Genomic DNA, 25,750 nt, shown 5'->3' with positions numbered 1-25,750 from the left:
ATCGTGACGTCGATCAGTCCGTCGCCATCCTGGACGCGACGGTGCCTAAATCTCGTCACCCCGGACCTGTTCCGGGGTCCACCATGCCGACCAGCGTGACCTTCACAATCGGAGATACGTTCTGGCCGCCCGGTGGACCCCGGAACAAGTCCGGGGTGACGATTGAGTGAAGCGCCGACTGTCTGCCGCGTTTCGCCCGAAATGCGGACAAAGAAAAACCCGGCGGGCCTAAAGCCCGCCGGGTCTATCTGTCCGTCAAATCGAAAGCGTTTATGCGATCGAGGTGAGGTTCACCGCTGCCATCTTGCCGCGACGATCGACTTCCAGCTCGAATTCGAGCCGGTCGCCTTCGTTGAGCGACGACATGCCGCCCCGCTCGACCGCCGAGATATGCACGAACGCATCGGGCTGTCCGTCGTCGCGCTGAATGAAGCCGAAGCCCTTCATCGCGTTAAAGAACTTGACCGTGCCGGTCGCCTTCTCACCCGTCAGCGAACGCTGCGGTGCGCCGCCGGGGGCAGCGCCACGCGGGCCGCCTGGGGCTGCGTCACGCTCGCGCGGCGGGCCGCGGTCGGTGACGGCCATCGGCTCGCCGTCGATCTTGAGATCGGTTGCCGAGATGCGGCCACCGCGATCGACCAAGGTGAAGCCCAACGGCTGACCCTCGGCCAGACCGGTGAGGCCGGCTTGCTCGACGGCACTGATATGGACGAACACGTCTTCGCCGCCATCATCGCGTACGACGAAGCCGAAGCCCTTCTGTCCGTTGAAGAATTTTACGATGCCGGTGCCTTCGCCAACGACCTGCGGGGGCATGCCGCGGCCAGCACCGCCGCCTGCGCCACCACCGCCGAAGCCGCCGCCACCACCGCTGCGGAAACCGCCGCCGCCGCCGCCGCCGCCGAAGCGATCACCGCCGCCGCCGCCGAACCGGTCGCCGCCGCCGCCGAAGCGATCACCGCCGCCACCGAAACGATCGCCGCCACCGCCGCCGAAACCGCCGTCGAAGCCGCCGCTATCGCCGAAACCGTCGCGCTTGTCGCGCCCGCGCCCGCCACGATCGCCGCGGCGTCCTTTATCGAAACTCATGCCCTGTTCGTCTTCCCGGCTCGTCCGAAACCATCATAGTAACCGTAGCGTCGGACGAAGGACGCAAAGGCACATGCACCAAAACGATTATGGTACCGACTCGTGGTAGCCTAAAAATCGCAGCGCCGCGAATGAATTCGTCTAAAATGCGGCACGCCTCACACGGTTCTTGCGCGGGCGTTGCAAGCACGGCACAGAATTGATGATGTCGATCATGACTCTCATCGCCGATCCCGCCGCTTGGGCGGCGCTTGCCACGCTGATCGTACTGGAAGTGGTGCTGGGAATCGACAATCTCGTTTTCATCTCGCTGCTGTCGAACAAACTGCCCGAGGAGCAGCGCATTCGGGTGCGGCGCGTCGGGATCGGGCTGGCGCTGATCCTGCGGCTTGTCTTGCTGTCGGCGATCGCGTGGATCGCGGGGCTGGTCGCGCCGGTGGTCGATTTTGGCATTACGGGCGCAGTCGGCGAAAACGGCGTGCCGAGTTTCGAGACCGCGTTTTCGGTGCGCGATCTCATTCTGATCGCGGGTGGCCTGTTCCTGCTGTGGAAGGCGACGACCGAGATCCACCATTCGCTCGACGCCGAAACCGAGAGCGGCGGCGATTCGGGGAATTTGCTCGACAAAAAAAGCGCGGCCGCACTGTCGTTCGGCGCGGCGATCGTGCAGATTCTCCTGCTCGACATGGTGTTTTCGGTCGATTCAATCCTGACCGCGATCGGCATGACCAACGATTTGCCGATCATGATCGTCGCGGTAATCGTTGCGGTCGGCGTGATGCTGCTGGCGGCGACGCCGCTTGCCAAGTTCATCGAGCGCAACCCGAGTGTGGTGATGCTGGCGCTCGGTTTCCTGCTGATGATCGGCGCGGTGCTGATCGCCGACGGCTTCGGCGTGCATGTGCCCAAAGGGTATATTTATGCCGCGATGGCGTTTTCGGGCGGGGTCGAGGCGCTCAACATCGCGTCGCGCAAAGGGCGCAGCAAGAAGCGCACGCATTGAACGCACGCGCGCTTCCCGCTAGGGCCGCGCGATGACTGTATATCTCCACGAAGAAGACCTTCCCGCCGACATCTTCGCCGCAGGGGTCGATATCGCCGTCGACACCGAAACGATGGGCCTCATCACGCCGCGCGATCGGCTCTGCCTGGTGCAGCTTTCGGATGGCGGTCCGGACGAGCATTTGGTGCGTTTCGGCCCCGATAGTGACTATGCCGCGCCGAACCTGCGCGCGCTGCTCGCCGATCCGGCACGCGTGAAGCTCTACCATTTCGCACGCTTCGATCTGGCGGCGATCAGCCATTATCTCGATGTGACCGCGGCACCCGTTTATTGCACCAAGATCGCCTCGCGGCTGATCCGCACTTATACCGATCGCCACGGGTTGAAGGAACTGGTGCGCGAATTGCTCGGCCAGGATATTTCGAAGGCGCAGCAATCGTCCGATTGGGGCAGCCCCGAATTGAGCGAAGCGCAGAAGGACTATGCCGCCTCGGACGTGCGCTATCTCCATGCGATGCGCAACGAACTCGACCTGCGCCTTGCGCGCGAGGGGCGGACCGAGTTGGCCCAAGCGTGTTTTGACTTTCTGCCATGGCGCGCCGAACTCGACATCGCGGGCTGGCCCGAGGTCGATATCTTCGCGCATGCCTAATCCGGCGCGCACCACCCGCCAGATCTGGGCGGCACCGGGATCGAGCCACGACCGCGTGATCGCGGTCTTGCGCCGGGTGCTGCCGATGGCGATCGGCGTGCTGGCGGCGTTTGTCGTGGTGTTGCCGCTTTATGCCGGCGGCGATGTCAGCTTCCTGCTCGACAAGAACAAGGTCGAAGTCGCCAAGGAGCGCTTGCGCGTCCAGTCGGCGACGTACCGCGGCGAGGATGACAAGGGACAAGCGTTTGCGCTCAGTGCAGGCTCCGCCGTGCAGAAAAGCGCGGCCGAACCGATCGTGAAGCTGGAGCAATTGTCGGCGCGAATCGGGCTGCGCGATGGGCCGGCCAGCATCGTCGCCGACCATGGCCATTACGATATGGACAAGCAGCAAGTGTCGATCGACGGACCGGTGCGCGTCGATAGCAGCGGCGGATATCGGCTGGAGACACAGAATTCGACGGTCGATCTCAAGACCAAGACGCTGAAGAGCGGCGGTGCCGTAAGCGGCACGGTGCCGCAGGGGACGTTCAGCGCGAACCAGATGAGCGCCGATCTGGAAAGCCACGTTGTAACGCTCGACGGCAATGCCCGCTTGCGGATCGTGCCGCGAAGGACGAAATAGCGGCGATGCGCACCCTCTTCCTCTTCGCCGCCGTCATGCTTGCGTTTTCGGGTTCGGCATCCGCGCAGCAAGCGCACAATTCGAACGCGCCGATCAATTTTGGCGCGGACCATATCGAATTGCAGGACAAGGCCAATCGCGCGGTGCTGTCGGGCAAGGTTTCGGTCAAGCAGGCCGAAATGACGCTGAATGCAGCGCGAATGACGGTGAGCTATACCGGCCAAGTGGTCGATGGCAGCCCGCAAGTGTCGCGCCTCGATGCGTCAGGCGGGGTCACCGTGACTCGGCCCGACCAGACCGCGCGCAGCAATTTCGCAGTGTACGATCTCAACAAGCGTGTGGTGACGATGCTGGGCGCGGTGACGCTGATCCAGGCGGGGAATACCGTGAACGGCGGGCGGCTGACGATCAACCTCGATACCGGTCGCGCGATTATCGATGGATCTTCGGTCGGCGGTGGCGGCGCGGGCACGACGACCAATAGCGGCGGGCGCGTCAGCGGCACCTTCTCGGTCCCCAAGCGCAACTGACCTGGGCACCGGGCGCTTTGCCGCCCGGCCCTTTCGCGAGCAGCGGGTTTCGCTTATACATGCAACAAACCTGCCAGATGCCGGGCGTCAACGTTTCGGTAACTCTTAAATGCGAGCACGGAACCTGCGATGACCGATAGCCTGACCTTAGACGCCGCACCGCCGATCACCGAGGCACCTGTTGCGGACGGCCTTTCGGTCGTGTCGATCGCCAAGTCATACGACAAGCGCACCGTGCTGACCGACGTGTCGCTCACCGTCGGCAAGGGCGAAGTGATCGGGCTGCTCGGGCCCAATGGCGCGGGCAAGACGACGTGTTTCTATTCGGTGATGGGCCTGGTGAAGCCCGACTCGGGCCGCATCATGCTCGACGGCGACGATATCACGGGGCTGCCGATGTACCGCCGCGCGATTTTGGGACTCGGTTATTTGCCGCAGGAAACCTCGATCTTTCGCGGGATGACGGTTGAGCAGAATATCCTGAGCGTGCTCGAACTGGCGGTGCCCGACAAGGACGCGCGCAAGGTCCGGCTCGAGACGCTGCTTGAGGAATTCGGGCTGACGCGGTTGCGCGCGTCCCCGGCGATGGCGCTGTCGGGCGGCGAACGGCGCCGCGCCGAAATCGCCCGCGCACTCGCCGCCGACCCGTCGATCATGCTGCTCGACGAACCGTTTGCCGGGATCGACCCGCTGTCGATTTCGGACATTCGCGATTTGATCTGCCAGTTGAAACAGCGCGGCATCGGCGTGCTGATCACCGATCACAATGTGCGCGAGACGCTCAGCATCTGCGACCGCGCGTACATCATTTATGACGGGCGCGTGCTGTTCAGCGGGTCGCCCGACGAACTGGTCGCCGATGCCAATGTGCGGCGGCTGTATCTGGGCGAGGGCTTCTCGCTTTAGGTATGGGACGCGGGGCATCTTCTCGACCCCAAAGCCGTCACCCCGGCCTTGTGCCGGGGTCCACCAAGCGGCTTGGACTGTCCCGAGACGTTCTGGTGCTTCGTGTGCGGCACGGTGGACCCCGGCACGAGGCCGGGGTGACGAAAATGGGCGTGCGTTCGCCCTCTGAAATCGCATGAGCCTCGCCCCGCGCCTCGATCTGCGGCAGTCGCAATCGCTGGTGATGACGCCGCAATTGCAGCAGGCGATCCGGCTGCTCGCGCTGTCCAATCTTGAGGTCGAAGGCTTTCTCGCCGAGGAGATCGAGCGCAACCCGTTGCTCGAAGCCAGCGCGCCGGACGACGACGGCCCGACGCAGGAGCGCGAGATCGAGGCACCTTTACGCGATTCCCCCGCGACCGCCGACGAACTCGTGATGGGCGGCGGCGATGCGGGTGAGGCTTCGCTCGACGTCGATTTTACGGCGGAGAGCTTCCACCACGATTCGGTCGCCGATCAGCCGGGTAGCGCCGGGATGGACGGTGCGCTCGGCCTCAATGGCGCGAGCAGCGGCGGGGGAATGGGCGAAGACGGCCCCGACTTCGCGCAAATCGCCGACACGGGCCTCAGCCTCTCCGATCATCTGCTGGCGCAAGCCGGAACCGCGGTCGACGGACCCGACCTGTTCATCGCGGCGCATTTGATCGATCAGATCGACGAGTGCGGGTATCTCACCGCGTCGCTGCGCGACATGGCGACGCGGCTCGGTGTGCCGCTGGTGCGGGTGGAACACGTCCTTGGCATCATCCAGACCTTCGATCCGACCGGCGTCGGCGCGCGCGACCTCGCCGAATGCCTCGCGCTGCAAGCCAAAGAGGCCGATCGCTACGACCCGTGCATGGCGCGGTTGATCGACAATCTCGATCTCGTCGCGCGCGGCGATTTGTCGCGGTTGCGGCGGTTGTGCGATGTCGATGACGAGGATCTGGCCGACATGATCCGCGAATTACGCGGCTATGATCCCAAGCCCGGCTGCCGTTTTGGTGGCGAGGCGGCGCAAGCGGTGGTGCCCGATCTGTTCGTCGCGAAACGCAAGGATGGCTGGGGTATCGAGATCAACGCGGCGACGCTGCCGCGCGTGTTAGTCAACCGCAGTTATTATACCAAACTGTCGACCGCGCGCGGCGACAAGGCGAGCAAGGCGTGGCTCGGCGAAATGCTCGCCAGCGCAAACTGGCTGGTCAAGGCGCTCGACCAGCGCCAGCGCACGATCATCAAGGTCGCGACCGAGATTGTGAAGCAGCAAGAGGCGTTCTTCCTCCACGGTGTGGCGCATCTGAAGCCGATGACGCTGCGCCAGGTGGCCGATGCGATCGAGATGCACGAATCGACGGTGAGCCGCGTCACCAGCAACAAATATCTGTCGTGCGCGCGCGGGCTGTATGAGCTCAAATACTTCTTCACCAGCGCAATTCAATCGTCCGACGGCGGCGATGCGGTGTCGGCGCAAGCGGTGAAATCGGCAATCCGCGCGCTGATCGGCGCGGAGGGCGACAAAATCCTGTCGGACGATACGCTGGTCGAACTGCTCAATGCCAAAGGCTTCGACATCGCGCGGCGGACGGTCGCGAAATATCGCGAGGCGCTGGGGATCGGATCGTCGGTGCAGCGCCGCCGCGCGCGGGCGTTGGAGGGGGCGTGACCCGGGCGCGTATCCGCCCGGGCCCGGCGGCGATCAGCGCGCGGCGAGCGCGGCACCCTGCGACAAAGCGCGTTTCGCCACGTTATGCGACCAGACCGAATCGCCGGTTGGCGTTTCGAGCATCGCATTGTCGAGCGTGAGCGCGCGGCGCAGCGCGGTATTGGCATCGGCAACGCGGCCCGCGCGCTGATAGGCCGCAGCGAGCTCGATCGCGACGCCGCCATCGCTCGGCGAAATCCGCGACACGGCCTCAAGCGCGCGCACATCGGCGGCGATATTGCGTGCAGGCGCGGCTGCGGCCGGAGCGACGGCCGCTGCTGCGACAAGGATGGCGATAGCGAATTTCATGGTCATCATCAGGCTCCTGTTTGATCTGTTACAGAATGATGACGCATGTTGCAGATATGTGAAGCAGTAATTTCACTTTTGTGACTAACCTCGGGATTCTACCTATGGCCGCGGGGTGGGCACCATGTCAGTCATCCTCATCCTCGAACCCCGACAGATGCAGCGGCCGCGCCTTGATCTGGCGCGTCTGGCACCAGTGCACCAACGCATCCTCACGCCCGTGGGTGACCCACACTTCTTTCGGCGCGATTTCGGTGAGCGTGTCGGTGAGTTCATCCCAATCGGCATGATCGCTGAGGATCAGCGGGAGTTCGACGCCGCGCTGTACCGCGCGTTGCCGTACACGCATCCAGCCCGATGCCATTGCGGTGATCGGATCGGGCAAGCGGCGCGACCAGCGATCCGCCAGCGCGCCGGGCGGGGCGATGACGATATGGCCCATCATCTCGGCCTTGTTCGCGACCGTGGCGGGGCGCAGCGCGCCAAGGTCGACGCCATGCGCCTGATACAAAGCGCACAGCTTTTCGAGCGCGCCGTGGATATAGATCGGTGCGTCATGCCCGCGGGCGCGGAGTTCGGCGATGACGCGCTGCGCCTTGCCCAGCGCATAGGCACCGACGAGCACGCAGCGTGTCGGATTGGCGTGGAGTGCGGCGGTCAGTTTGTCGATCTCGTTGCCGGTTTCGGGGTGGCGGAAGACGGGGAGGCCGAAGGTGGCCTCGGTAATGAAGACGTCGCATTTGACCGGCTGGAAGGCTGCGCAAGTGGGGTCGGCGCGACGCTTGTAATCGCCCGACACGACGATCCGCTCGCCGCGATATTCGAGCAAAATTTGCGCCGAGCCCAGCACGTGGCCAGCGGGGACAAAGGTCGCAGTAACGTCACCGAAGCTGCGGCTCTCGCCATAGGCCACAGGGTTGCCCGCCTGTGCGCCGTACCGCGCATCCATGATCGCGAGCGTCTCGGGCGTGGCCCACACCGCGTCGTGGCCACTGCGCGCATGATCGGCATGGCCATGCGTGACGAGCGCGCGCGCGGTGGGGCGCGACGGGTCGATCCACACATTGGCGGGCTTCACGTAAATGCCGTGGGCTTGGGGATCGATCCAGTCGCCGAGTTTGCTCATCGCTTCGATATGGGGGCGCAAGCCGGGACCGGCAATCGCCGCGCCGCCACCCGCTACACTTGCCCGAACCCTTTGGAATTGAAACGGTTCGCGTAACCGCCGGGAGCGTTCCCCCCGCCGCATAAGTCGCACAGCCCGGCGGATTGTGATTGCCAAGCCAGCCCGCCCCGCCCTTGGTGCGAACACCCCGACAGTATGAAGAGGTGAGTGTATGCGTCCCAACTTTACGAAATCTGCGGCTTTGGCAACGGTCCTGGTCGGCTCGATTGCGCTCGGCGGCTGCGCCACCAAGGGCTTCGTCCGCAGCCAGATCGCCACCGTGAATGAAAGAATCGACGGCATTGACGGGCGCGTGCGCACGGTCGAAGGCACGTCCGGTCAAGCTCTTGCGCAAGCGCAAGCCGCCAGCGGGCAAGCGCAGCAGAACGCACAGCGAATCGATCAAATCAACGGCCGTGTCGATGGACTTGACCAGAAAATGCAAGCGCAGAAGCGCCGGCCACGCGGCTGAGCCCTGCGCACCATCATTTCGCAGCGATGGACGGCCCGGTGATGCGCGCAAGCGCGTTCACCGGGCCGTTCGCGTGCCTCTGCACCGCCATCGGGGTGGTGCTGCTCCCCGTGCCCCCCGCCGCCGCGGCTGCGCCGGCCAAGCCCGCGCTCGCGGCAAAGCCGCCGGTCAAGCGCCCGGTCAAACGCAAAGCCGTAAAACCCCCGCCTGTCGTCGCAACGCTGGCGGTGTCACCACCCGTCCGCTCCGCAGACGCCAGTCGGCTGATCGCGTGGATCGCTTCGGCGCGCGACAATGGCACGCGGCCCTATCTCGTCATCGACAAGCACGCCGCATCGCTGTCGCTGTTCCGCGCCGACGGGACGTTCGTCGGGGAGACACCGGTGCTGCTCGGCATTGGCGTCGGCGATGATTCGTCGCCCGGCATCGGTGCCAAGAAGCTCGCGGACATCGGCCCGGCGGAGCGGACGACGCCGGCCGGCCGCTTCGTGTCGAAATTCGGCCGCGCATTCGGCGGGCAGCGCGTGCTGTGGGTCGATTATGCCAATTCGGTTGCGCTCCATGCGGTGATCACCACCAACAAGAAGGAGCGCCGCGTCGCGCGGCTGCTGTCGCCCACACCGGACGACAACCGTATCAGCTTCGGCTGCATCAATGTCGGCACGCGTTTCTACACGCAAAAAATCGGCGCGTTGTTCGGTAAGGCCGGCGGAATCGTCTATATCCTGCCCGACACCACGCCGTTCGACACGGTGTTCCCGCGCGTGCGCTTGCTGCCCTATCTCGGCGCGGCGGACGGGCGATCGTCATGATCCTGCTCGCGGTCGCACTCGCCGCCGCGACGCCCGCCCCGGTCGTCGTCAGCGCGCTCGAAAGCGAGCAGCTCGCGCGGGCGTGTCAGGGCAAGGACCGCGATCCGCGTCCGAGCTTCTGCACCGGCTACATCCTCGGCGTCTTCGATGCGCTGTCGCTGGCGCACGAAATCTGCCCCGCGCCCGCCAAGGCCTCGACCGGCGACGCGATCGCCGCCGTGCGCAAAGTGCTGCGCTCCCGCCCCGAACGCTGGAGCAGCGCACCGTCGTTCATCGTCCGCGACGCGCTGCACAAGGCCTTTCCGTGCAAGCGACGGTGAGGATGCGCTAGCCGCGCCCAATGCCGCGCCCCATATGCCCAATAATGACCGCGCCTTGCCTACCCGTACCCATTACCGAGTGGTTCGCCGCGAAGGGCTGGGCACCGCGGCAGCATCAGCTGGCGATGCTCGATGTCGCGCGCGGGGGCCGCCATGGGCTGCTGGTCGCGACGACGGGCGCTGGTAAGACGCTCGCCGGGTTTTTGCCGACGCTGGCCGAATTGGTCGACCATCCGACCGAGGGGCTGCACACGCTCTACGTCTCGCCGCTGAAAGCGCTGGCGGTCGATGTGCAGCGCAATCTGCTCACGCCAATCGAAGAGATGGGGCTTGATATCCGGGTCGAGACGCGCACCGGCGACACCCCGTCGGACCGGAAGGCGCGGCAGCGGATTCGCCCGCCGCAGATCCTGCTGACAACGCCAGAGTCGCTCAGCTTGCTGCTGAGCTATCCCGACAGCTTCACGATGTTCGAAGGGCTGAAGACGATCGTCGTCGACGAGGTTCATGCCTTTGCGACCGGCAAGCGCGGCGATTTGCTGAGCCTGTGCATGGCACGATTGCAACGAATCGCGCCCAGTTTGCGCCGCGTCGCGCTGTCGGCGACGGTGGCGGACCCCGATGGCTATCGCGCGTGGCTCGCGCCCGATGGCGATATCGATACGGTCACGCTGGTGCAGGGCGAGCCCGGCGCGGCGCCCAACGTGACGATCCTGCTGCCGCAGGGGCGCGTGCCGTGGTCGGGTCATTCGGGGCGCTATGCCGCCGCGCAGGTGATCGCCGAGATCGAGCTGCACAAGACGACGATCGTGTTCTGCAACACCCGCGCGCTCGCCGAATTGATCTTTCAGGATCTGTGGAAGGTCAACGCGATGAACTTGCCGCTGGGGGTGCATCACGGCTCGCTCAGCTTGGAGGCACGGCGCAAGGTCGAGGGGGCGATGGCTGCGGGTAAGCTGCGTGGACTGGTGGCGACGGCGAGCCTCGACCTCGGGGTCGATTGGGGCGATGTCGATTGCGTGATCCAGATGGGCGCGCCGAAAGGATCCTCGCGGTTGCTGCAGCGGATCGGGCGCAGCAATCACCGCCTCGACGAACCGTCCGAAGCGATCGTCGTGCCGGGCAATCGTTTCGAATATCTTGAGGCGCGTGCGGCGCTTGATGCGGTCGAGGTGGGGGAGCTCGACCCTGACGTGTTCCGCATGGGGGCGCTCGACGTGCTGGCGCAGCACGTGATGGCATGTGCGTGCGCGGCACCGTTCGAACAGGCAGCGTTGCTCGACGAAATCCGCTCGGCACTCCCCTATTCGGCGCTGCCGACCGAGACGTTCGAGCAAGTGCTGGGGTTCGTTAGCGACGGGGGCTATGCGCTGAAAGCCTATGACAAATTCAAGCGGTTGACGCGCGCGCCGGACGGCACCTGGCGAGTGAGTCTGCCAAAATTTGTTGCGCAGCATCGGCTGAACGCGGGGATTATCGTCGAGGCGACGATGCTGAGCGTGCGTTTCGGCAATGGGCGCACCTTGGGGCGAGTCGAGGAGGGGTTTGCCGCGACGCTTTCGCCGCGCGACACCTTCTTTTTCGCCGGGTTGAGCCTTGAGGTCGAGCGGATCGATACCGAAGCGATCGTGGTACGCGCGACCGCACGGCCCGCGCGCATCCCGAGTTATGGCGGGGCGCGGATGCCGCTGTCGACCAACCTTGCCGATCGCGTGCGCGCTTTCCTCGCCGCGCCCGAGCAATGGCAGCGCTTCCCCGATGACGTGCGCGAATGGCTCGAGGTGCAGCGCGTGCGTTCGGTCATGCCGCGCCCCGGCCAGCTGCTCGTCGAAACCTTCCCGCGCGAAGGGCGGCATTACATGGTTGCCTACAGTTTCGAAGGGTGGAACGCGCATCAGTCGCTCGGCATGCTGGTGACGCGGCGGATGGAGACGCAGGGGCTGAAGCCGATCGGCTTCGTCGCGAACGATTATGCGCTGGCCTGTTATGGGCTGGAGCCGATCACCGATCCGGCGGGCTTGTTCTCGCGCGATATTCTGGAGGATGAATTCGTCGATTGGGTCCAGCAATCGTCGCTGCTGAAACGCGCTTTCCGCGAAGTCGCGGTGATTGGCGGGCTGGTCGAGCGGCAAATTCCGGGCAAGCGCAAGACCGGCAAGCAAGTGAGTTTTTCGACCGACCTGATCTATGACGTGCTGCGCAAATACGAGCCGGGGCATTTGCTGCTGCAAGCCGCCTGGGCCGATGCGCGCGCGCGGATGACCGATGTCGGGCGGCTCGCCGATCTGCTTGATCGCGCGGCCGACACGATGCTGCATGTGTCGCTCGATCGGATCTCGCCGCTCGCGGTGCCGGTGCTGACGCTGATCGGGCGTGAGCATGTCGCGCAAGGGCTGGCCGACGATGCGTTGCTGATCGAGGCCGAAGTGCTGGCGGCGGAGGCGATGCGTTTGGATTAAGGGGGCGACTGAACTGAGCGCGCTTGTCGAAGGTCCGAAACGGGCGTACCTTGGCAATATGAACCCGGCGTTGCTCCTCGCCTCTCCGTTGCTCGCTTTGCTGAGTCCGACGCAACCTGCGCCCGATCCTGCTGCGCAGCAAAACGCGCAGCAAATTCCGCTCGATCAGCTCGATTTCGGCACTGACGATACGCGCATGACGGTACCGGTGACGATCGGCGCGGCGGGTCCGTATCGCTTTGTGGTCGATACCGGGTCCGAACGCACCGTGATCGCGCGCGAACTGGCCGAATCATTGGGCTTGGCGCAGGGGCGCACGGTGCGGATCACCGCGATGGCGGGGTCGGCAAGCGTCGGCACCTTCCTGATCCCCGATCTTGGCGTCGGCACCGCCGGGCGCGGGGCGCGGATCACAGGGACACAAATCGAGGCCCCCGGCCTGGTGCAGCGCCATCTTGGCGCGCAGGGTCTGGTCGGGATCGACACGTTGAAGGACCATGCCGTGACGATCGATTTCGGACGGCAGATCATGACAGTTACGCCGTCCTTCAAACGGATCCGGGTCGAGCATTTCGGCCCCGACGACATCGTCATCCGCGCGAAGAGCTTGTTCGGTCAGCTCGTCGTGACCGACGCCAGCTATCGCGGACGCCGCATCCGGGTGGTGATCGACACCGGATCGGTCGTCAGCATGGGCAATCTTGCCTTGCGGCGACTGGTTGCGCGCGATTCGGGCATGATGAGCCCGGTCAAACTAACAAGCGTTACCGGCGGCGTGCTGGAAGCCGATTATACGCAGGTCGAAAAGATTCAGCTCGGCAGGATCGCTTTTGCGAATTTGCCCGTGGCATTTTCGGATGCGGCACCTTTTGCACGGCTCGGTTTGCGCGAGGTCCCCGCCTTGCTGCTCGGGATCGATGCGCTGCGCCTGTTCGGGCGCGTGCGGATCGATTTCGCCAATCGCGAACTGCGCCTCGCACAGCCGAAGGATTTCGCGCCGCTCTGACGTTCCCGCTAAGTGTTGCGTTCATGGCCCATCGCGCTAGCTTCCGCCCCACACCAAAGGGGCCTTTCACATGCGCGCACTGACCACAGCAACGATCCTTGGCCTGGCGGCGATTGCCAGCGCCGCATCGGCGCAGGAGCGACCTGACCAGAAAGCCTATTTCGGGCTGTATAAGCAATTGGTCGAGACCAATACGACGCTGTCGACCGGCAGTTGCACGCAAGCTGCGGCGCAGATCGGCGCGCGCCTAACGGCGGCGGGCTATGCCGATAGCGACATCACGCTGTTTTCGGTGCCCGATCGCGCCAAGGAAGGCGGCATCGTTGCGGTGCTGAAGGGCAGCGATGCGAAAGCCAAGCCGATGCTGCTGCTCGGCCATCTCGACGTGGTCGAGGCCAAACGTGCCGATTGGGTGCGCGATCCGTTCACGCTGATCGATGAAGGCGGCTATTATTATGCGCGCGGGACGGTCGACGACAAGGCGATGGCCTCGGTCTGGGCGGATACGCTGATCCGGCTCAAGCAGGAGGGGTATAAACCCAAACGCACGATCAAGCTCGCGCTGACCTGTGGTGAGGAGACGACCTTTGCCTTCAACGGCGCGGAGTGGCTTGCCAAGAACAAGCGCGACCTGATCGATGCCGAATTCGCCCTGAACGAGGGCGGCGGCGGGCGTTACGGTCCTGATGGCAAGCCGCAATTGCTGGCACTACAAGTCGGTGAAAAAGCCGCGCAGAATTACACGTTCGAGGCGACTAATAAGGGCGGACACAGCTCGCAACCCGTGCCAGCCAATGCGATCTATGACCTCGCCGACGCACTGAAGGCAGTGCATGATTATGAATTCCCGGTGAAGTTCAGCGAAACGACGCGTGCATTCTTCGGCATGACGGCGGTTAAATCGCCGCCTGCGCTGCGCGACGCGATTACAAAGCTGCTCGCCGACCCGAGCGATGCCGCCGCCAACACAATCGTCAGCACTGACAAGATGATGCATTCGACGCTGCGTACCACTTGCGTCGCGACGATCGTTACCGCCGGACACGCCGAGAATGCGCTGCCGCAGCGCGCCACCGCCAACGTCAATTGCCGCATCTTTCCGGGCGAGACGGTGCCGGATACGCTCGTCAAATTGCAGGAACTGGCGGGGCCGAAGGTCAAGGTCAGCGCCAATGCGCCGATCCGGCCGACCGCCATCCCGCCCGCGCTCGACCCGAAGATCACCGGCCCGGTGAAGGCGGTGGCGGCCAAGCACTACCCCGGCCTCCCCCTGCTGCCGCTCATGTCGACCGGCGCGACCGACGGGGTGTTTCTCGAAGCGGTCGGGATCCCGGTGTACGGCGTGCCCGGCTTTTTCACCGATGCCGACGGCAACGGGACGCACGGGTTGAACGAGCGGATCCGCAAGGATTCGCTGTATCAAGGGCGCGACTATCTGTTCGATCTGGTCAAGGCGTTTGCCGGGTAAGCGGCAAGGAAGGGCGCGCTATTTCTGTTCCGGCGCGTCCAGGATCAGCGGTTTGACCGATCCGGGGTTGGGGCGCACGATGTGACGCCCCATGCCGTGCAGTTCGTCGATCTCGGCCTGGCGCCGCGCGAGATAGAATTCGCGCGTGGCCTGATACGCCTTGCGTTTGTCCTGCCGCAGCGCTTCGAGCGTCTCGTCAAATTGTGCGCGGTGGTCGAGCGTGCCGAACACGCCAAGCGGGATCGTGACCGCGGGGTTCTTGAACGGACCGCCGACGACGAACGGCAGCATGAAGCGATCGACGGTCGATCCGATCAGATCGCGCACCGTTGTCGGGCCGACCAGCGGCACGAACAGGAAGGCGCCTGTCTTCACGCCGTAAAACCCCAGCGTGTTGGCAAAGCCATTGGGGTGATATCGCAGCTTGAAGGGTTTGCGCCGCGCGATGTCGATCAGCCCGGCGACGCCGAGCGTCGAATTGACCGCGAACCGACCGAGCGTTTTCGCAGCCTTGCCGATTTTGTGCTGCAGAAGGAAGTTCAAGAACGCAACGGGTTCGCGCAGATTGTTGAGAATATTGCGAATTCCATCGCGCGCTGGGGCCGGCAAGATCTTTTGATAGCCCCGTGCGACCGGGCGGATCACCGCGAGATCGATCGCCTGGGTTACCGCGAAACTTTCGACGTTGACGCTTTGGAGCGGGTCGGTTGGGGTGCGGCGACTGCCGGTGACGACGATGTCCTGCTCCGCGGGAAAGACGGGTGTCGTTTGCGGCTCGGCCGGCGGTGACGGCTGCGCGATCGTCGCAGCGTCGGTTGCGACGAGCGCGACCGGAGCAGGTTGGGTGAGCGTGAGCGTTAGCGGGGTTGGTGGGCCGATCAGGAGCAACGCCGTGGACAGGGCAAAACTGCTCAACGCCTGCACCTTCGGTGTGGCGCGAAGCCCACACAGGCTTTCTTTGCGTTTCGCCTGCGCACACCTATTCCCCAGTCCGACATAATGAGAAGACGTTGCCGGAGAGCGATTTCCGTACACGATTCGGACCAAGTCGGTGCTATTTTTTCAAAAAATGCCCACGGGTCTATATCGCCGCGCTAAACGGTGACCTGCTCGCCCAGCTCGAGCACCTTGCCCGGTGGGATCTTCAGGAAGTCGGTCGGGTCGCTGGCGTTGCGCTGCAAGAACATGAAGATGCGATCCTGCCACAGCGGCATGCCTTGGTCCGCCGTCGGCTTCAGTGTGTTGCGGCCGATGAAGTAGCTGGTCTTGGCGGGGTTGAGCACCTTTTTGTGGGCTATTGCCTCGAACCCCAAGTCGCGCGGGCAATCGGGCGATTCCATGAAGCCGTAATGCAACACGACGATCGTGAAATTATCGTCGACCGGGCGGATTTCGGCGCGGTCCTCCGGCTCGACCGCTGGACGGTCGGCGGTGCGGATGCTGACGATCAAATTCTTTTCGTGCAGCACTTTGTTGTGCTTGAGATTGTGGAGCAAAGCGCCCGGCGCGCTGTCGGGGTTGGCGGTCAGGAACACGGCAGTTCCCTCGACGCGCTCGGGCGGGCGTTTGGCGAGCGCGGCGGCCAGATCGACCAAGGGGATGCTTTGCCGCTGCTCGAATTCGCGCACGATGCTGCGCCCGCGATTCCAGGTGTAGATGATCAAGCCGATACACCCCGCAACGGCCAGCGGCACCCAACCGCCTTCGACCACGCGTAGAATGTTCGCACCGAAAAAGATCAAGTCGAGCGTCAGGAACGGCACGATCACCGCGAGCGCGAGCGGGCGCCCCCAGTTCCAGTTATGCCGCACCACGATATAGGCGAGGCAGGTGGTCACCACCATCGTACCGGTCACCGCGATGCCGTACGCGGCGGCCATCGCAGACGAAGTGCGGAACTGGATCACCAGCACCAGCACGCCGACCAGCAGCAGCCAGTTGATGGTGGGCAGATAGATTTGCCCGGCCTGCGTTGCCGAGGTCTGGCGGATGCGCAGCCGGGGCAAGAGGCCGAGCTGGATCGCCTGTTGTGTAAGCGAAAAGGCGCCGGTGATGACCGCCTGGCTCGCAATCACCGTTGCCAGCATCGCCAGCACGATGAGCCACGGCCGCACCGCATCGGGTGCCATCAGGAAGAACCAGTCCTGATTGACGAATGGCGTGCCCGCCGCCGTCGCCGCCTCAAGCGCATTGAGTGCAAACGCGCCTTGCCCGAGATAATTGAGGACGAGGCAGGGAAAGGCCAGCAAGAACCAGCCGAGCCGGATCGGCTTGATCCCGAAATGCCCCATGTCGGCGGTCAGCGCCTCGGCCCCGGTCACGGTCAGGAAGACCGCGCCGAGTACGAACAGCCCGGTCACGCCATGCGTTGCCAGCAACATCACCCCGTAATGCGGCGAGACGACGCGCAGAATCGAGGGTTCGTCGGTGATGTGCCAGATGCCGAGTCCGCCGATCGCGAGGAACCACAGGATGCAGACCGGGCCGAACAGCGCGGACACGCTGGCGGTTCCGCGGCTCTGGATGAAGAACAAGGCGATCAGGATCACGATCGTCAGCCCGAGGATGACCTCTTCGCTGAACATGCCGCCAAGGCCGGGGATCGTCTTGAGGCCCTCGACCGCCGACAATACCGAGAGCGCCGGGGTGATGATCGCATCGCCATAGAAAAGCGATGCACCCGCCGCGCCGAGGATGAGCGCGATCAACGAGCGCCGCCCGAGCGCGCGGCGCGCTAGCGCGGTCAGCGCCAGCACGCCGCCCTCGCCCTGATTGTCGGCGCGCATCAGGAACAGGACGTATTTGACGGTAACAACCAGGATCAGCGACCAGATCGCCAGACTGAGCACGCCGAGAATCTCGCTCGCACCGATGCCGCCGGCAGCGGTCTGATTGAGCGCCTCGCGAAAGGCATAAAGCGGGCTGGTGCCGATATCGCCGAACACCACGCCGATCGCACCGATCGTCAGCGCGATCATCGCCGGATGCGGCGCGGGATGCGTCGGTCGTGCCGCTGTCGTCGCTGTCGGTGTCACTGGGGCAGAGTTCATAAGGTTGGCATGGCTCGCCGGGACGGACGGCGCGCTTTACGCCCGTGGCGGCTTTCCGCAAGCGCTTTGTCGCAGTTGCGCCGGCGCGAGCGGTACGACATAGGCAAGCACATGGTTCCCTTTTCGTTCGCTGGTCATGATTTGCTCGCGCTGGGCAACGGTGCGCTGTTCTGGCCGGCGCGGCGCGCGCTGCTGGTGGCGGACCTGCATTTTGAGAAAGCGAGCTGGTTCGCGCGCGCCGGGCAGATGTTGCCCCCCTATGATTCGCTGGCAACGCTGGCCGATCTCGCGGCGGTGGTCGCGGCGACCGACGCGCGCGAGATGTGGTGCCTCGGCGACAGTTTTCATGATGATGCCGGGTGCGACCGCTTGCCCGCAGAAGCGCAGGCGCGGTTGCGCGCGCTCACCACGGCGACGGCGTGGACCTGGATCACCGGCAACCATGATGCCGGGAGCGGCGCGGGGCTGGTCGATCGGTGCGGCGGAACGGTGATGCCCGAAGCGGTGGTCGATGGGTTGGTGCTACGCCACGAGGCCGCGCCGGACGAGCTGCGCCCGGAATTGTCGGGGCATTTCCACCCGAAATTGCGCGTCCGCGTGCGCGGGCGGAGCGTCGCGCGGCGCTGTTTCGTGGCGACCCCGACCAAGCTGATCCTCCCTGCGTTCGGCGCGCTGACCGGCGGGCTCGATGCCGATCACCCCGAAATCGTCCGCGCGGTCGGGCCCGGGGCTGAGGCGCTGGTGCCGGTCGCGGACCGGATGCTGCGGTTTCGGCTGGCAGCTTAAAGTCTTGCCCCGCCCCTGAAGGGGAGGGGCTTACAAGGCTCAGCTTGCCGCCGTCGCCAGTTGCGGGAATCCGACCTTGAACGCCGCGACCTTGGGCTTGTCGAAGGTCACGATGTACGGGTGGTTTGGGTTCCGGTCGAAAAAGTTCTGGTGATAGTCCTCGGCCGGGAAGAACGCGCCGGTTTCGATCTTGGTCACGATCGGCTTGGCGAAGACATGCGCTTGCTGCAGCTGCGCGATATACGCCGCGGCCACGCCGCGTTGCGCCGCGCTTTGCGGGAAGATCGCCGAGCGATAGCTGTAGCCGCTGTCGGGGCCCTGGCGGTTCAGCTCGGTCGGGTTGTGCGCGACCGAGAAATAGACGCGCAGCAGCGTCGCATAGCTGACCTTGGCCGGATCATAGATCACGCGGATCGCCTCGGCATGCTGCGTCGTCTCGCTCGACACCGCATCATAGCTGGCGGTCGCCTTGGTACCGCCGGCATAGCCTGCGGTCACCCCGGTCACGCCCTTCACATGTTCGAACACCGCTTCCATGCCCCAGAAACAGCCGCCCGCGAACACCGCGACTTGGCTGCCCTTGGCAGTGACGTCGACCTTGGCGGCAGGGATCGGCACGGCGCGTTCGGCCTGCGCGGCACCGCCGCCAAGCGCGAACAGCGCGACACCAGCGATTCCGGCAGTGATCAGAAGGGGTTTTAACATGGACAGCCTCTTTCAGGGATGATCCCCATGATACGGGGCATCAACGCAGACAGTTACGCGACCCCGTACAAAAAGGATGTGGTAGCCCTTAGCGCCGCTTCAAGCCGTGCAGTTTATGCCAGACATAGAATCCGATCAGCCCAATCAGCACGATAGCGATCAGCGCATCTGCGCTGTGAAACGCAGCCTTCATCGCTGGGCTATTGTTCCATTGATCGCCGAGCTTCATGCCGACCCAGGCAAGGCCGAAACACCACGGCCACGATCCGATAAAGGTGTAGATGTGGAACGGCACCAGCGGCATCCGCGCGACGCCCGCCGGAAAGGCGATGAACGACCGGATCACCGGCAACAGCCGCCCGATCAGCACCGCCGCGCTCCCAAAGCGCGCGAAGAAACGGTCGGCGGCGTCGAGTTCGCCCGGGCCGATCAGGACGTAACGGCCCCATTTCTCGGCGAGCGGCCGCCCGCCGCGCTTGCCCACTTCATACGCGACGATCGAGCCGAGATTGCAGCCGATCGCCCCGGCGGTTGCCGCCAGATACAGGTCGAACCGCCCGGTCGAGACGAGATAGCCCGCAAACGGCATGATGATTTCGGACGGCAGCGGGATGCACGCCGATTCGATCGCCATCAGCAAAACAATGCCGAGATAGCCGCCCGCCGAAATGACGCCGATAATGAAGGTGGCAAGGATGCCCAAGATTTTTTCGATCATGGGCACGTGCTTTGGCGCGGGATGGGACGAGGGGCAAAGGGAAATGTGGTGCGGACGCGTGCGTCACCGCTTTCTTCATTCTCCGCCTCCCCGGCGAAAGCCGGGGCCCAGTCGCGAGCGGAATGGGGCAAATGCCGAGCTTGCCTTGCTAAGCGTGCGTTACTGGGCCCCGGCCTTCGCCGGGGGGGTAATTGGTGTAGAATGGAAAAATGATCGAAACCGACAAACGCCTCGCCGCTCTCGCCGCCGTCGCGGAGGTGCGCGCAGGCATGATCGTCGGCCTCGGCACCGGCTCGACCGCCGCCTTTGCGATCGACGCGCTGGGCGAGCAGGTCCGCGCTGGCCTTATGATCAGCGCCGTCGCCACCAGTCTGGCGACCGAGCGCCACGCGCGTGCGGTCGGCATTCCGCTGATCGACCTGCCCGCCACGATCGACCTCACGATCGACGGTGCCGACGAAATCGACGACGCTTGCCACGCGATCAAGGGCGCGGGCGGGGCGATGTTGCGCGAGAAGATCGTCGCCGCCGCCAGCGCGCGGATGCTGGTGATCGCCGACGGATCGAAGCGCGTCGCCCGGATTGGCGCGGCGAAAATCCCGGTCGAAGTTCTGCCCTTCGCGGAAGCCTTCGTGGCGGCGCGACTCGCAGACCTGGGCGGTGCGCCGGTCCTGCGCGCCGGATTTGTCACCGATCAGGGCAATCGAATCCTCGATTGTCGTTTTCCCGTCGACACCGACATGCGCGCGCTCGCCGCCGAAATTGCCGGAATTCCGGGCGCTTTGGGACATGGCTTGTTCCTCTCCGAGGTGGACGCCGCGTATATCGCGTCGGACGGCGTCGTTACGCGACTGGAACGCGGGGCAAGGACACGATAAGGCGCGCGCAAACTGTCACTGGGCCGCAACCGGGCGCTCGCGCGTGCGTTCAGACCCACAAGAGCGAGGCGAACCCCTTTCATGTCCGATACCCTGACCCAAGCTGGTGCAACCGGTCTGCACGAAGACGGCAGCCCCGCGCGGCTGCAGATCGACACGATTCGCACGCTGGCGATGGATGCGGTGGCCGCGGCCAAATCGGGACATATCGGCACGCCGATGGCGCTGGCCCCGGTCGGCCACACGCTGTGGACCAAATTCCTGCGCACCGATCCGGCGACCCCCGACTGGCCCAATCGCGATCGCTTCGTGCTCTCGGTCGGCCACGCCTCGATGCTGCTCTACGCATTGCTACACCTGGCGGGTGTCGAGGAAATCGATGCCGACGGCAAGAAGAGCGGCGGGCCCGCGGTCAGCCTCGATGATCTCAAGGCGTTTCGCCAGCTCGGCTCGAAGACGCCGGGCCACCCGGAATATCGCCATACAACCGGGGTCGAGACGACCACGGGTCCGCTTGGTGCTGGCTGCGGCAATTCGGTCGGGATGGCGATTGCCGAGCGCTGGCTCGCGGCGCATTTCAACCGCGACGGTTTCCCGCTGCTCGATCACGATATTTATGTGCTCGCCGGTGACGGCGACATGATGGAGGGCGTCGCGAGCGAGGCGGCGAGCCTCGCCGGGCATCTCAAGCTCAGCAATTTGTGCTGGATGTATGATTCGAACCATATCTCGATCGAGGGCGGTACCGATCTCGCCTTCGACGAGGATGTTGCCAAGCGCTTCGAGGCCTATGGCTGGAATGTCCTGCACGTCGCCGATGCCAATGATTGCGCCGCGATGGCGGCGGCGCTCGACGGCTTCAAGGCGTGCACCGACAAGCCGACCTTCATCGTCGTCCACAGCATCATCGGTTATGGCAGCTCGATCCAGGGCACCGCCAAGGCGCATGGCGAGGCGATGACCGCCGATGACATTGCCGGGACCAAGCGTGCTTATGGCTGGGATCCCGAGGCTAAGTTCCTCGTCCCCGACGGCGTGAAGGAAGGCTTTCACAAGGCGGTGGCCGATCGTGGCGGGCCGCTGCGTGAAGCATGGGACGCGATGCGCGTGCGCTATGCCGAAGCCTATCCCGATCTGTCGCAGGAACTCGACTGCCTGCTTGCCAGCCAGTTGCCCGAGGGTTGGGACGCCGATATTCCGGTGTTCGATCCCGATGCCAAGGGCATGGCGTCGCGTGATGCCGGCGGCAAGGTGATGAACGCGATCGCGCCGCACGTGCCTTGGCTGATCGGTGGATCGGCCGATCTCGCGCCGTCGAACAAGACGCTGCTCGACAATGGCGGCTCGTTCCAGGCGGACAGTTATGGCGCGCGCAACCTGCATTTCGGCGTGCGCGAACATGCGATGGGCGCGATCGTCAACGGCATGGGGCTGTCGAAGCTGCGCGCCTATTCGGGGACCTTCCTGGTCTTTTCGGACTATATGCGCCCGCCGATCCGGCTTGCCGCGTTGATGGAAATTGGCGTGACCTTCGTCTTCACGCACGATTCGATTGGCGTGGGCGAGGACGGCCCGACGCATCAACCGATCGAACAGATCCTGTCGCTGCGCGCGATTCCGGGGCTCGATACGATCCGCCCGGCTGATGCGAACGAGACCGCCGTCGCATGGCGGGCGGCGATGCAGGCGGGTAATCATCCGACCGCGCTGATCCTCTCGCGCCAGGCTTTGCCGACGATCGACCGGTCGACCTATGCCAGCGCCGAGGGGCTGATCAAGGGCGGCTATGTCCTCGCCGACAGCGAAAATCCGCACGTCATCCTGATCGCAACCGGTTCGGAAGTGTCGCTTGCGCTCGCGGCGCATGAACGGCTTGTGGCGCAGGGCGTCGCGTCGCGCGTGGTGTCGCTGCCGAGCTGGCATCGTTTCGAATGCCAGGACGCGGCGTATTGCGAATCGGTGCTGCCAAAAGCGATCACCGCGCGTTTGGCGATCGAGATGGGCAGCGAAATCGGTTGGGATCGTTATGTCGGCACCGCCGGACGCACGATCACGATGAGCACCTTCGGCGCGTCCGCCCCGCTCGCCAAATTGCAGGACAAGTTCGGCTTCACCGTCGACAATGTGGTCAAGATCGCAACCGAAATGCTGGAGACGAAGTGATGGGCCATCTAAACGATCTCGCAAGCCTGGGGCAGGCGGTCTGGCTCGATTTCGTCGACCGCAAATTCCTCGCCGAGGGCGGTTTGCAGAAGTTGGTGGACGAGGATGCGCTGACCGGCGTGACCTCCAACCCGTCGATCTTCGAGAAAGCGATGGGGCATGGCGATGCCTATGACGCAGAACTCGCCGCCTATGACGCGAAGAACTCCGATGCGCCGACGATGGACCGTTACGAGCATCTCGCGATCCTCGACATCCAGGCCGCCGCCGACACGCTGAAGCCGGTATACGACCGGCTCGACGCCAAGGACGGCTATGTCAGCCTTGAAGTGTCGCCTTATCTGGCGAACGATACCGATGGCACGATTGCCGAAGCGCGCAAATTATGGGCGGCGGTCGACCGGCCCAATGTGATGATCAAGATCCCCGGCACTCCCGCCGGTGTTCCCGCGATTGCCGCGACGATCGATGCCGGGATCAACGTCAACGTGACCTTGCTGTTTTCGCAAAGCGCGTATCAGGCGGTGGCCGAAGCGTATGTCGAGGGCCTTGAAAAGCGCGCCGAACGTGGCGATCCGATCGACCGCATCGCCAGCGTCGCGAGTTTCTTCGTCAGCCGGATCGATTCGGAGATCGACGACAAGATTGACGCGGGCGTTGGTGGCGACGCCGCCAAGGCGCTGAAGGGCAAGGTCGCGATCGCCAATGCCAAGCTCGCCTACGCCTGGTATGAGGAATTCATCACCTCGGCGCGCTGGCAAGCGCTTGCCGCCAAGGGCGCTCAGCCGCAGCGGTTGCTGTGGGCGTCGACCGGGACCAAGAACCCCGATTATCCCGACACGCTGTATCTCGACACGCTGATCGGCAAGGACACGGTCAACACGGTGCCGCCCAAGACGCTCGACGCCTTCCGAGATCATGGCACGGCGGCGGCGACGCTGGGCCAAGATGTCGCGGGCGCGCGGCATATCCTGTCGGAGGCCGAGCGGCTCGGGCTCGACCTCGACGGCGTGACCGATACGCTGGTCGAGGAAGGCGTCGCGTCCTTCTCCAAGGCGTTCGACGATCTGCTCGGCGCAATCGCCGCCAAGCATCCCGCGCACGCCTGAAGGATCGTACCCATGAAGATCGGGATCATCGGCCTAGGCCGAATGGGAGCGGGCATTGCGCGCCGCCTGATGCGTGCGGGCCATGAAGTGGTAGCGTTCGACCGCGACGAACAGGCGGTGGCGGCACTGGCGAGCGACGGCGCGGTAGCGGCGAGCGGGCTGGACGACATGCGCGCGAAGCTGGGCACGCCGGGGATTTACTGGGTGATGCTCCCGGCGGGCGACCCGACCGAGCAGACCGTCACCGCGATCGGCGCATTCTGCGGCACGGGCGATATCGTCATCGATGGCGGCAACAGCTTCTACAAGGACGATATTCGTCGCGCCAAGGCGTTGGCCGAAAAGGGCGCGCGCTACGTCGATGTCGGCACGTCGGGCGGCGTGTGGGGACTCGAACGCGGTTTTTGCATGATGGTTGGTGGCGACAAGGCGGCGGTCGACCATATCGATCCGATCCTCGCCGCGCTCGCCCCCGGCATCGGCACGATCCCGCGCACGCCGGGCCGCGAAGCCGCCGACAATGAGGATCCGCGCGCCGAGCAGGGCTATATCCATGCCGGGCCAGCCGGCGCCGGGCATTTCGTCAAGATGGTCCATAACGGCATCGAATATGGCCTGATGCAGGCCTATGCCGAGGGCTTCGACATTCTGAAGGGCAAAGCGTCGGACAAGCTGCCCGAAGACGAGCGTTTCGACCTCAATTTAACCGACATCGCGGAAGTATGGCGGCGCGGCAGCGTGATCTCGTCGTGGCTGCTCGATTTGACCGCGATCGGCCTCGCCAAGGATCAGGACCTCGCGCAGTTCACCGGCAGCGTCGCTGATTCGGGCGAAGGCCAGTGGACGATCGATGCCGCGATGGAAGAGAAGGTGCCCGCCAACGTGCTGACCGCGGCGTTGTTCGCGCGCTATCGCAGCCGCGTCGACCATACCTTTGGCGACAAATTGCTGTCGGCGATGCGCTTTGGCTTCGGCGGGCATGTCGAGATGCCGCAATGAGCTTCACGCTGTGACGATCGGTCTGGTCGTGTCGGATGTCGATGGCACGCTGGTCGACAAGCAGAAGCAGCTCACGCCGGGCGTGATCGCGGCGGTCGAGCGATTGCGCGCGGCGGGGCTTGGCTTCACGATCATCAGCGCGCGCCCGCGTTCGGGGATGATGCCGATCGCCGAGACGCTGGAAATCGATTCGCCGATGGGGGCGTTCAATGGCGGGATCGTGTTCACCCGCGACGGAACCGTGCTGTGCCACCACAGGATCGATCGCGCGGTGGCGGAGGGGGTGTTCGCGCTGACCGCAGGCACCGCTGTCGATACCTGGGTATTCGCCGACGATCTCTGGTATGCCAGCAACGACACCGGTGCGCATGTCGGGAGCGAACGGCGTGCCTCGAACCAGCCACCGATCGTGCGGCAGGATTTCAGCGATCTGTATGACCGCGCCGACAAGATCACGTTTGTCAGCGACGACCCCGCATTGCTGGCTGGCCTAGCCGAACAAGCCAAGGCGTTCGCCGACCGCGCGACGATCCTGCAATCGCAAACCTATTATCTCGATGTGACGCCACTGGCCGGCAATAAGGGCGACGGCATCGCCGCCTTGTCGAACGCGATCGGCGTGCCACTGACGGAAACGGCGGCAATTGGCGACCAGTTCAACGACGTGCCGATGTTTGGGCGCGCCGGCGTGTCGTACGCGATGGGGCAGGGACCCGAAGCGGTGCGTGCCAAGGCGACACATGTGGTGGCAAGCAACGAGGCGGACGGCGTCGCCGAGGCGATCGACGCGATCCTCGCCGGGCGCTGAG

Annotated in this window: 25 protein-coding genes; 18 read left to right on the top strand and 7 right to left on the bottom strand. The window is 64.6% G+C overall.

The features are described from left to right. Positions 1-270: 270 nt before the first annotated feature. Positions 271-1,089: a cold-shock protein gene (locus IEV62_RS18390; RefSeq protein WP_188445865.1), complete on the bottom strand. Its 819-nt coding sequence runs from the start codon at positions 1,087-1,089 to the stop codon at positions 271-273. 205 nt (positions 1,090-1,294) lie between these two features. Here IEV62_RS18390 and IEV62_RS05475 point away from each other — a divergent pair, with 205 nt between their 5' ends. The 6 genes from IEV62_RS05475 to rpoN all read left to right on the top strand — a co-directional run bounded on the left by IEV62_RS05475 (position 1,295) and on the right by rpoN (position 6,483). After that, on the top strand, positions 1,295-2,092 hold the full coding sequence (locus IEV62_RS05475) for a TerC family protein (protein WP_229732851.1): 798 nt from the start codon (positions 1,295-1,297) through the stop codon (positions 2,090-2,092). A gap of 31 nt (positions 2,093-2,123) precedes the next feature. Next, complete coding sequence (locus IEV62_RS05470) at positions 2,124-2,744, top strand: ribonuclease D (RefSeq protein WP_188445863.1); 621 nt, start codon at positions 2,124-2,126, stop codon at positions 2,742-2,744. Further along, positions 2,737-3,366 (top strand): LPS export ABC transporter periplasmic protein LptC, encoded by a 630-nt coding sequence (gene lptC / locus IEV62_RS05465; protein WP_188445862.1) that lies wholly within the window; start codon positions 2,737-2,739, stop codon positions 3,364-3,366. The genes IEV62_RS05470 and lptC overlap by 8 nt, the downstream gene beginning before the upstream one ends. A 5-nt stretch (positions 3,367-3,371) precedes the next feature. Next, positions 3,372-3,896 (top strand): LptA/OstA family protein, encoded by a 525-nt coding sequence (locus IEV62_RS05460; RefSeq protein ID WP_188445861.1) that lies wholly within the window; start codon positions 3,372-3,374, stop codon positions 3,894-3,896. Positions 3,897-4,025: 129 nt separating this feature from the next. After that, on the top strand, positions 4,026-4,802 hold the full coding sequence (lptB, locus tag IEV62_RS05455) for an LPS export ABC transporter ATP-binding protein (protein ID WP_188445860.1): 777 nt from the start codon (positions 4,026-4,028) through the stop codon (positions 4,800-4,802). A 175-nt stretch (positions 4,803-4,977) separates the two neighbouring features. After that, positions 4,978-6,483, top strand: a complete 1,506-nt coding sequence (gene rpoN, locus IEV62_RS05450; protein ID WP_188445859.1) for an RNA polymerase factor sigma-54 — start codon at positions 4,978-4,980, stop codon at positions 6,481-6,483. Between the two features lie 33 nt (positions 6,484-6,516). Here rpoN and IEV62_RS05445 read toward each other — a convergent pair whose 3' ends face one another. Beyond that, positions 6,517-6,840 carry a hypothetical protein gene (locus IEV62_RS05445; RefSeq protein WP_188445858.1) on the bottom strand — a complete coding sequence of 108 codons (324 nt, stop codon included), beginning with the start codon at positions 6,838-6,840 and terminating at the stop codon, positions 6,517-6,519. A 118-nt stretch (positions 6,841-6,958) separates the two neighbouring features. Beyond that, complete coding sequence (locus IEV62_RS05440) at positions 6,959-7,957, bottom strand: ligase-associated DNA damage response exonuclease (protein ID WP_188445857.1); 999 nt, start codon at positions 7,955-7,957, stop codon at positions 6,959-6,961. A gap of 211 nt (positions 7,958-8,168) precedes the next feature. Here IEV62_RS05440 and IEV62_RS05435 point away from each other — a divergent pair, with 211 nt between their 5' ends. The 6 genes from IEV62_RS05435 (at position 8,169) to IEV62_RS05410 (ending at position 14,533) form a co-directional block, all read left to right on the top strand. Continuing rightward, the gene (locus IEV62_RS05435) at positions 8,169-8,468 is read left to right on the top strand and encodes a hypothetical protein (protein WP_188445856.1); all 300 of its coding nucleotides are present in this window, start codon (positions 8,169-8,171) and stop codon (positions 8,466-8,468) included. 41 nt (positions 8,469-8,509) lie between these two features. Next, the gene (locus IEV62_RS05430) at positions 8,510-9,280 is read left to right on the top strand and encodes a hypothetical protein (RefSeq protein WP_229732850.1); all 771 of its coding nucleotides are present in this window, start codon (positions 8,510-8,512) and stop codon (positions 9,278-9,280) included. Beyond that, entirely contained in the window at positions 9,277-9,600 is a 324-nt protein-coding gene (locus tag IEV62_RS05425; RefSeq protein WP_188445855.1) for a Rap1a/Tai family immunity protein, read from the top strand. The genes IEV62_RS05430 and IEV62_RS05425 overlap by 4 nt, the downstream gene beginning before the upstream one ends. A 44-nt stretch (positions 9,601-9,644) precedes the next feature. Next, a complete protein-coding gene (locus tag IEV62_RS05420) occupies positions 9,645-12,059 on the top strand; it encodes a ligase-associated DNA damage response DEXH box helicase (protein ID WP_188445854.1) in 2,415 nt (804 codons plus the stop codon). A 70-nt stretch (positions 12,060-12,129) separates the two neighbouring features. Further along, positions 12,130-13,065 (top strand): retropepsin-like aspartic protease, encoded by a 936-nt coding sequence (locus IEV62_RS05415; RefSeq protein ID WP_229732836.1) that lies wholly within the window; start codon positions 12,130-12,132, stop codon positions 13,063-13,065. A 70-nt stretch (positions 13,066-13,135) separates the two neighbouring features. Next, the gene (locus IEV62_RS05410) at positions 13,136-14,533 is read left to right on the top strand and encodes a M20/M25/M40 family metallo-hydrolase (protein WP_188445852.1); all 1,398 of its coding nucleotides are present in this window, start codon (positions 13,136-13,138) and stop codon (positions 14,531-14,533) included. Positions 14,534-14,551: 18 nt separating this feature from the next. Here the strand turns inward: IEV62_RS05410 and IEV62_RS05405 are convergent, their stop codons facing one another. Both IEV62_RS05405 and IEV62_RS05400 read right to left on the bottom strand, forming a co-directional pair. Next, complete coding sequence (locus tag IEV62_RS05405; RefSeq protein ID WP_188445851.1) at positions 14,552-15,448, bottom strand: MlaA family lipoprotein; 897 nt, start codon at positions 15,446-15,448, stop codon at positions 14,552-14,554. Between the two features lie 179 nt (positions 15,449-15,627). After that, entirely contained in the window at positions 15,628-17,583 is a 1,956-nt protein-coding gene (locus IEV62_RS05400; protein WP_188445850.1) for a potassium transporter Kup, read from the bottom strand. Positions 17,584-17,694: 111 nt separating this feature from the next. Between IEV62_RS05400 and pdeM the strand changes: the two genes are divergently transcribed. Then, a complete protein-coding gene (gene pdeM / locus IEV62_RS05395; protein WP_188445849.1) occupies positions 17,695-18,369 on the top strand; it encodes a ligase-associated DNA damage response endonuclease PdeM in 675 nt (224 codons plus the stop codon). Positions 18,370-18,408: 39 nt separating this feature from the next. Here the strand turns inward: pdeM and msrA are convergent, their stop codons facing one another. Both msrA and IEV62_RS05385 read right to left on the bottom strand, forming a co-directional pair. Next, positions 18,409-19,074 (bottom strand): peptide-methionine (S)-S-oxide reductase MsrA, encoded by a 666-nt coding sequence (gene msrA, locus IEV62_RS05390; RefSeq protein ID WP_188445848.1) that lies wholly within the window; start codon positions 19,072-19,074, stop codon positions 18,409-18,411. Positions 19,075-19,162: 88 nt separating this feature from the next. Then, positions 19,163-19,792 carry a DedA family protein gene (locus IEV62_RS05385; RefSeq protein WP_188445847.1) on the bottom strand — a complete coding sequence of 210 codons (630 nt, stop codon included), beginning with the start codon at positions 19,790-19,792 and terminating at the stop codon, positions 19,163-19,165. Between the two features lie 209 nt (positions 19,793-20,001). On the opposite strand from IEV62_RS05385, the gene rpiA reads away from it, so the two are divergent. From rpiA to IEV62_RS05360, 5 genes are all read left to right on the top strand, one after another. After that, positions 20,002-20,670, top strand: coding sequence for a ribose-5-phosphate isomerase RpiA (gene rpiA / locus IEV62_RS05380; protein WP_188445846.1), 669 nt, complete (start codon positions 20,002-20,004; stop codon positions 20,668-20,670). Between the two features lie 81 nt (positions 20,671-20,751). Further along, positions 20,752-22,833, top strand: coding sequence for a transketolase (gene tkt, locus IEV62_RS05375; protein ID WP_188445845.1), 2,082 nt, complete (start codon positions 20,752-20,754; stop codon positions 22,831-22,833). Continuing rightward, on the top strand, positions 22,833-23,942 hold the full coding sequence (gene tal / locus IEV62_RS05370) for a transaldolase (protein ID WP_188445963.1): 1,110 nt from the start codon (positions 22,833-22,835) through the stop codon (positions 23,940-23,942). The genes tkt and tal overlap by 1 nt, the downstream gene beginning before the upstream one ends. A gap of 12 nt (positions 23,943-23,954) precedes the next feature. Then, the gene (gene gnd, locus IEV62_RS05365; protein ID WP_188445844.1) at positions 23,955-24,941 is read left to right on the top strand and encodes a phosphogluconate dehydrogenase (NAD(+)-dependent, decarboxylating); all 987 of its coding nucleotides are present in this window, start codon (positions 23,955-23,957) and stop codon (positions 24,939-24,941) included. Further along, complete coding sequence (locus IEV62_RS05360) at positions 24,922-25,749, top strand: Cof-type HAD-IIB family hydrolase (RefSeq protein WP_188445843.1); 828 nt, start codon at positions 24,922-24,924, stop codon at positions 25,747-25,749. The genes gnd and IEV62_RS05360 overlap by 20 nt, the downstream gene beginning before the upstream one ends. Position 25,750: the final 1 nt, after the last annotated feature.

This window comes from Sphingomonas psychrolutea (assembly GCF_014636175.1).
In the GTDB taxonomy this organism is placed as follows: Bacteria; Pseudomonadota; Alphaproteobacteria; order Sphingomonadales; family Sphingomonadaceae; genus Sphingomonas; species Sphingomonas psychrolutea.
Note: the sequence above shows the minus strand (reverse complement) of the source record. Positions and strands in the feature narration are given on the sequence as shown.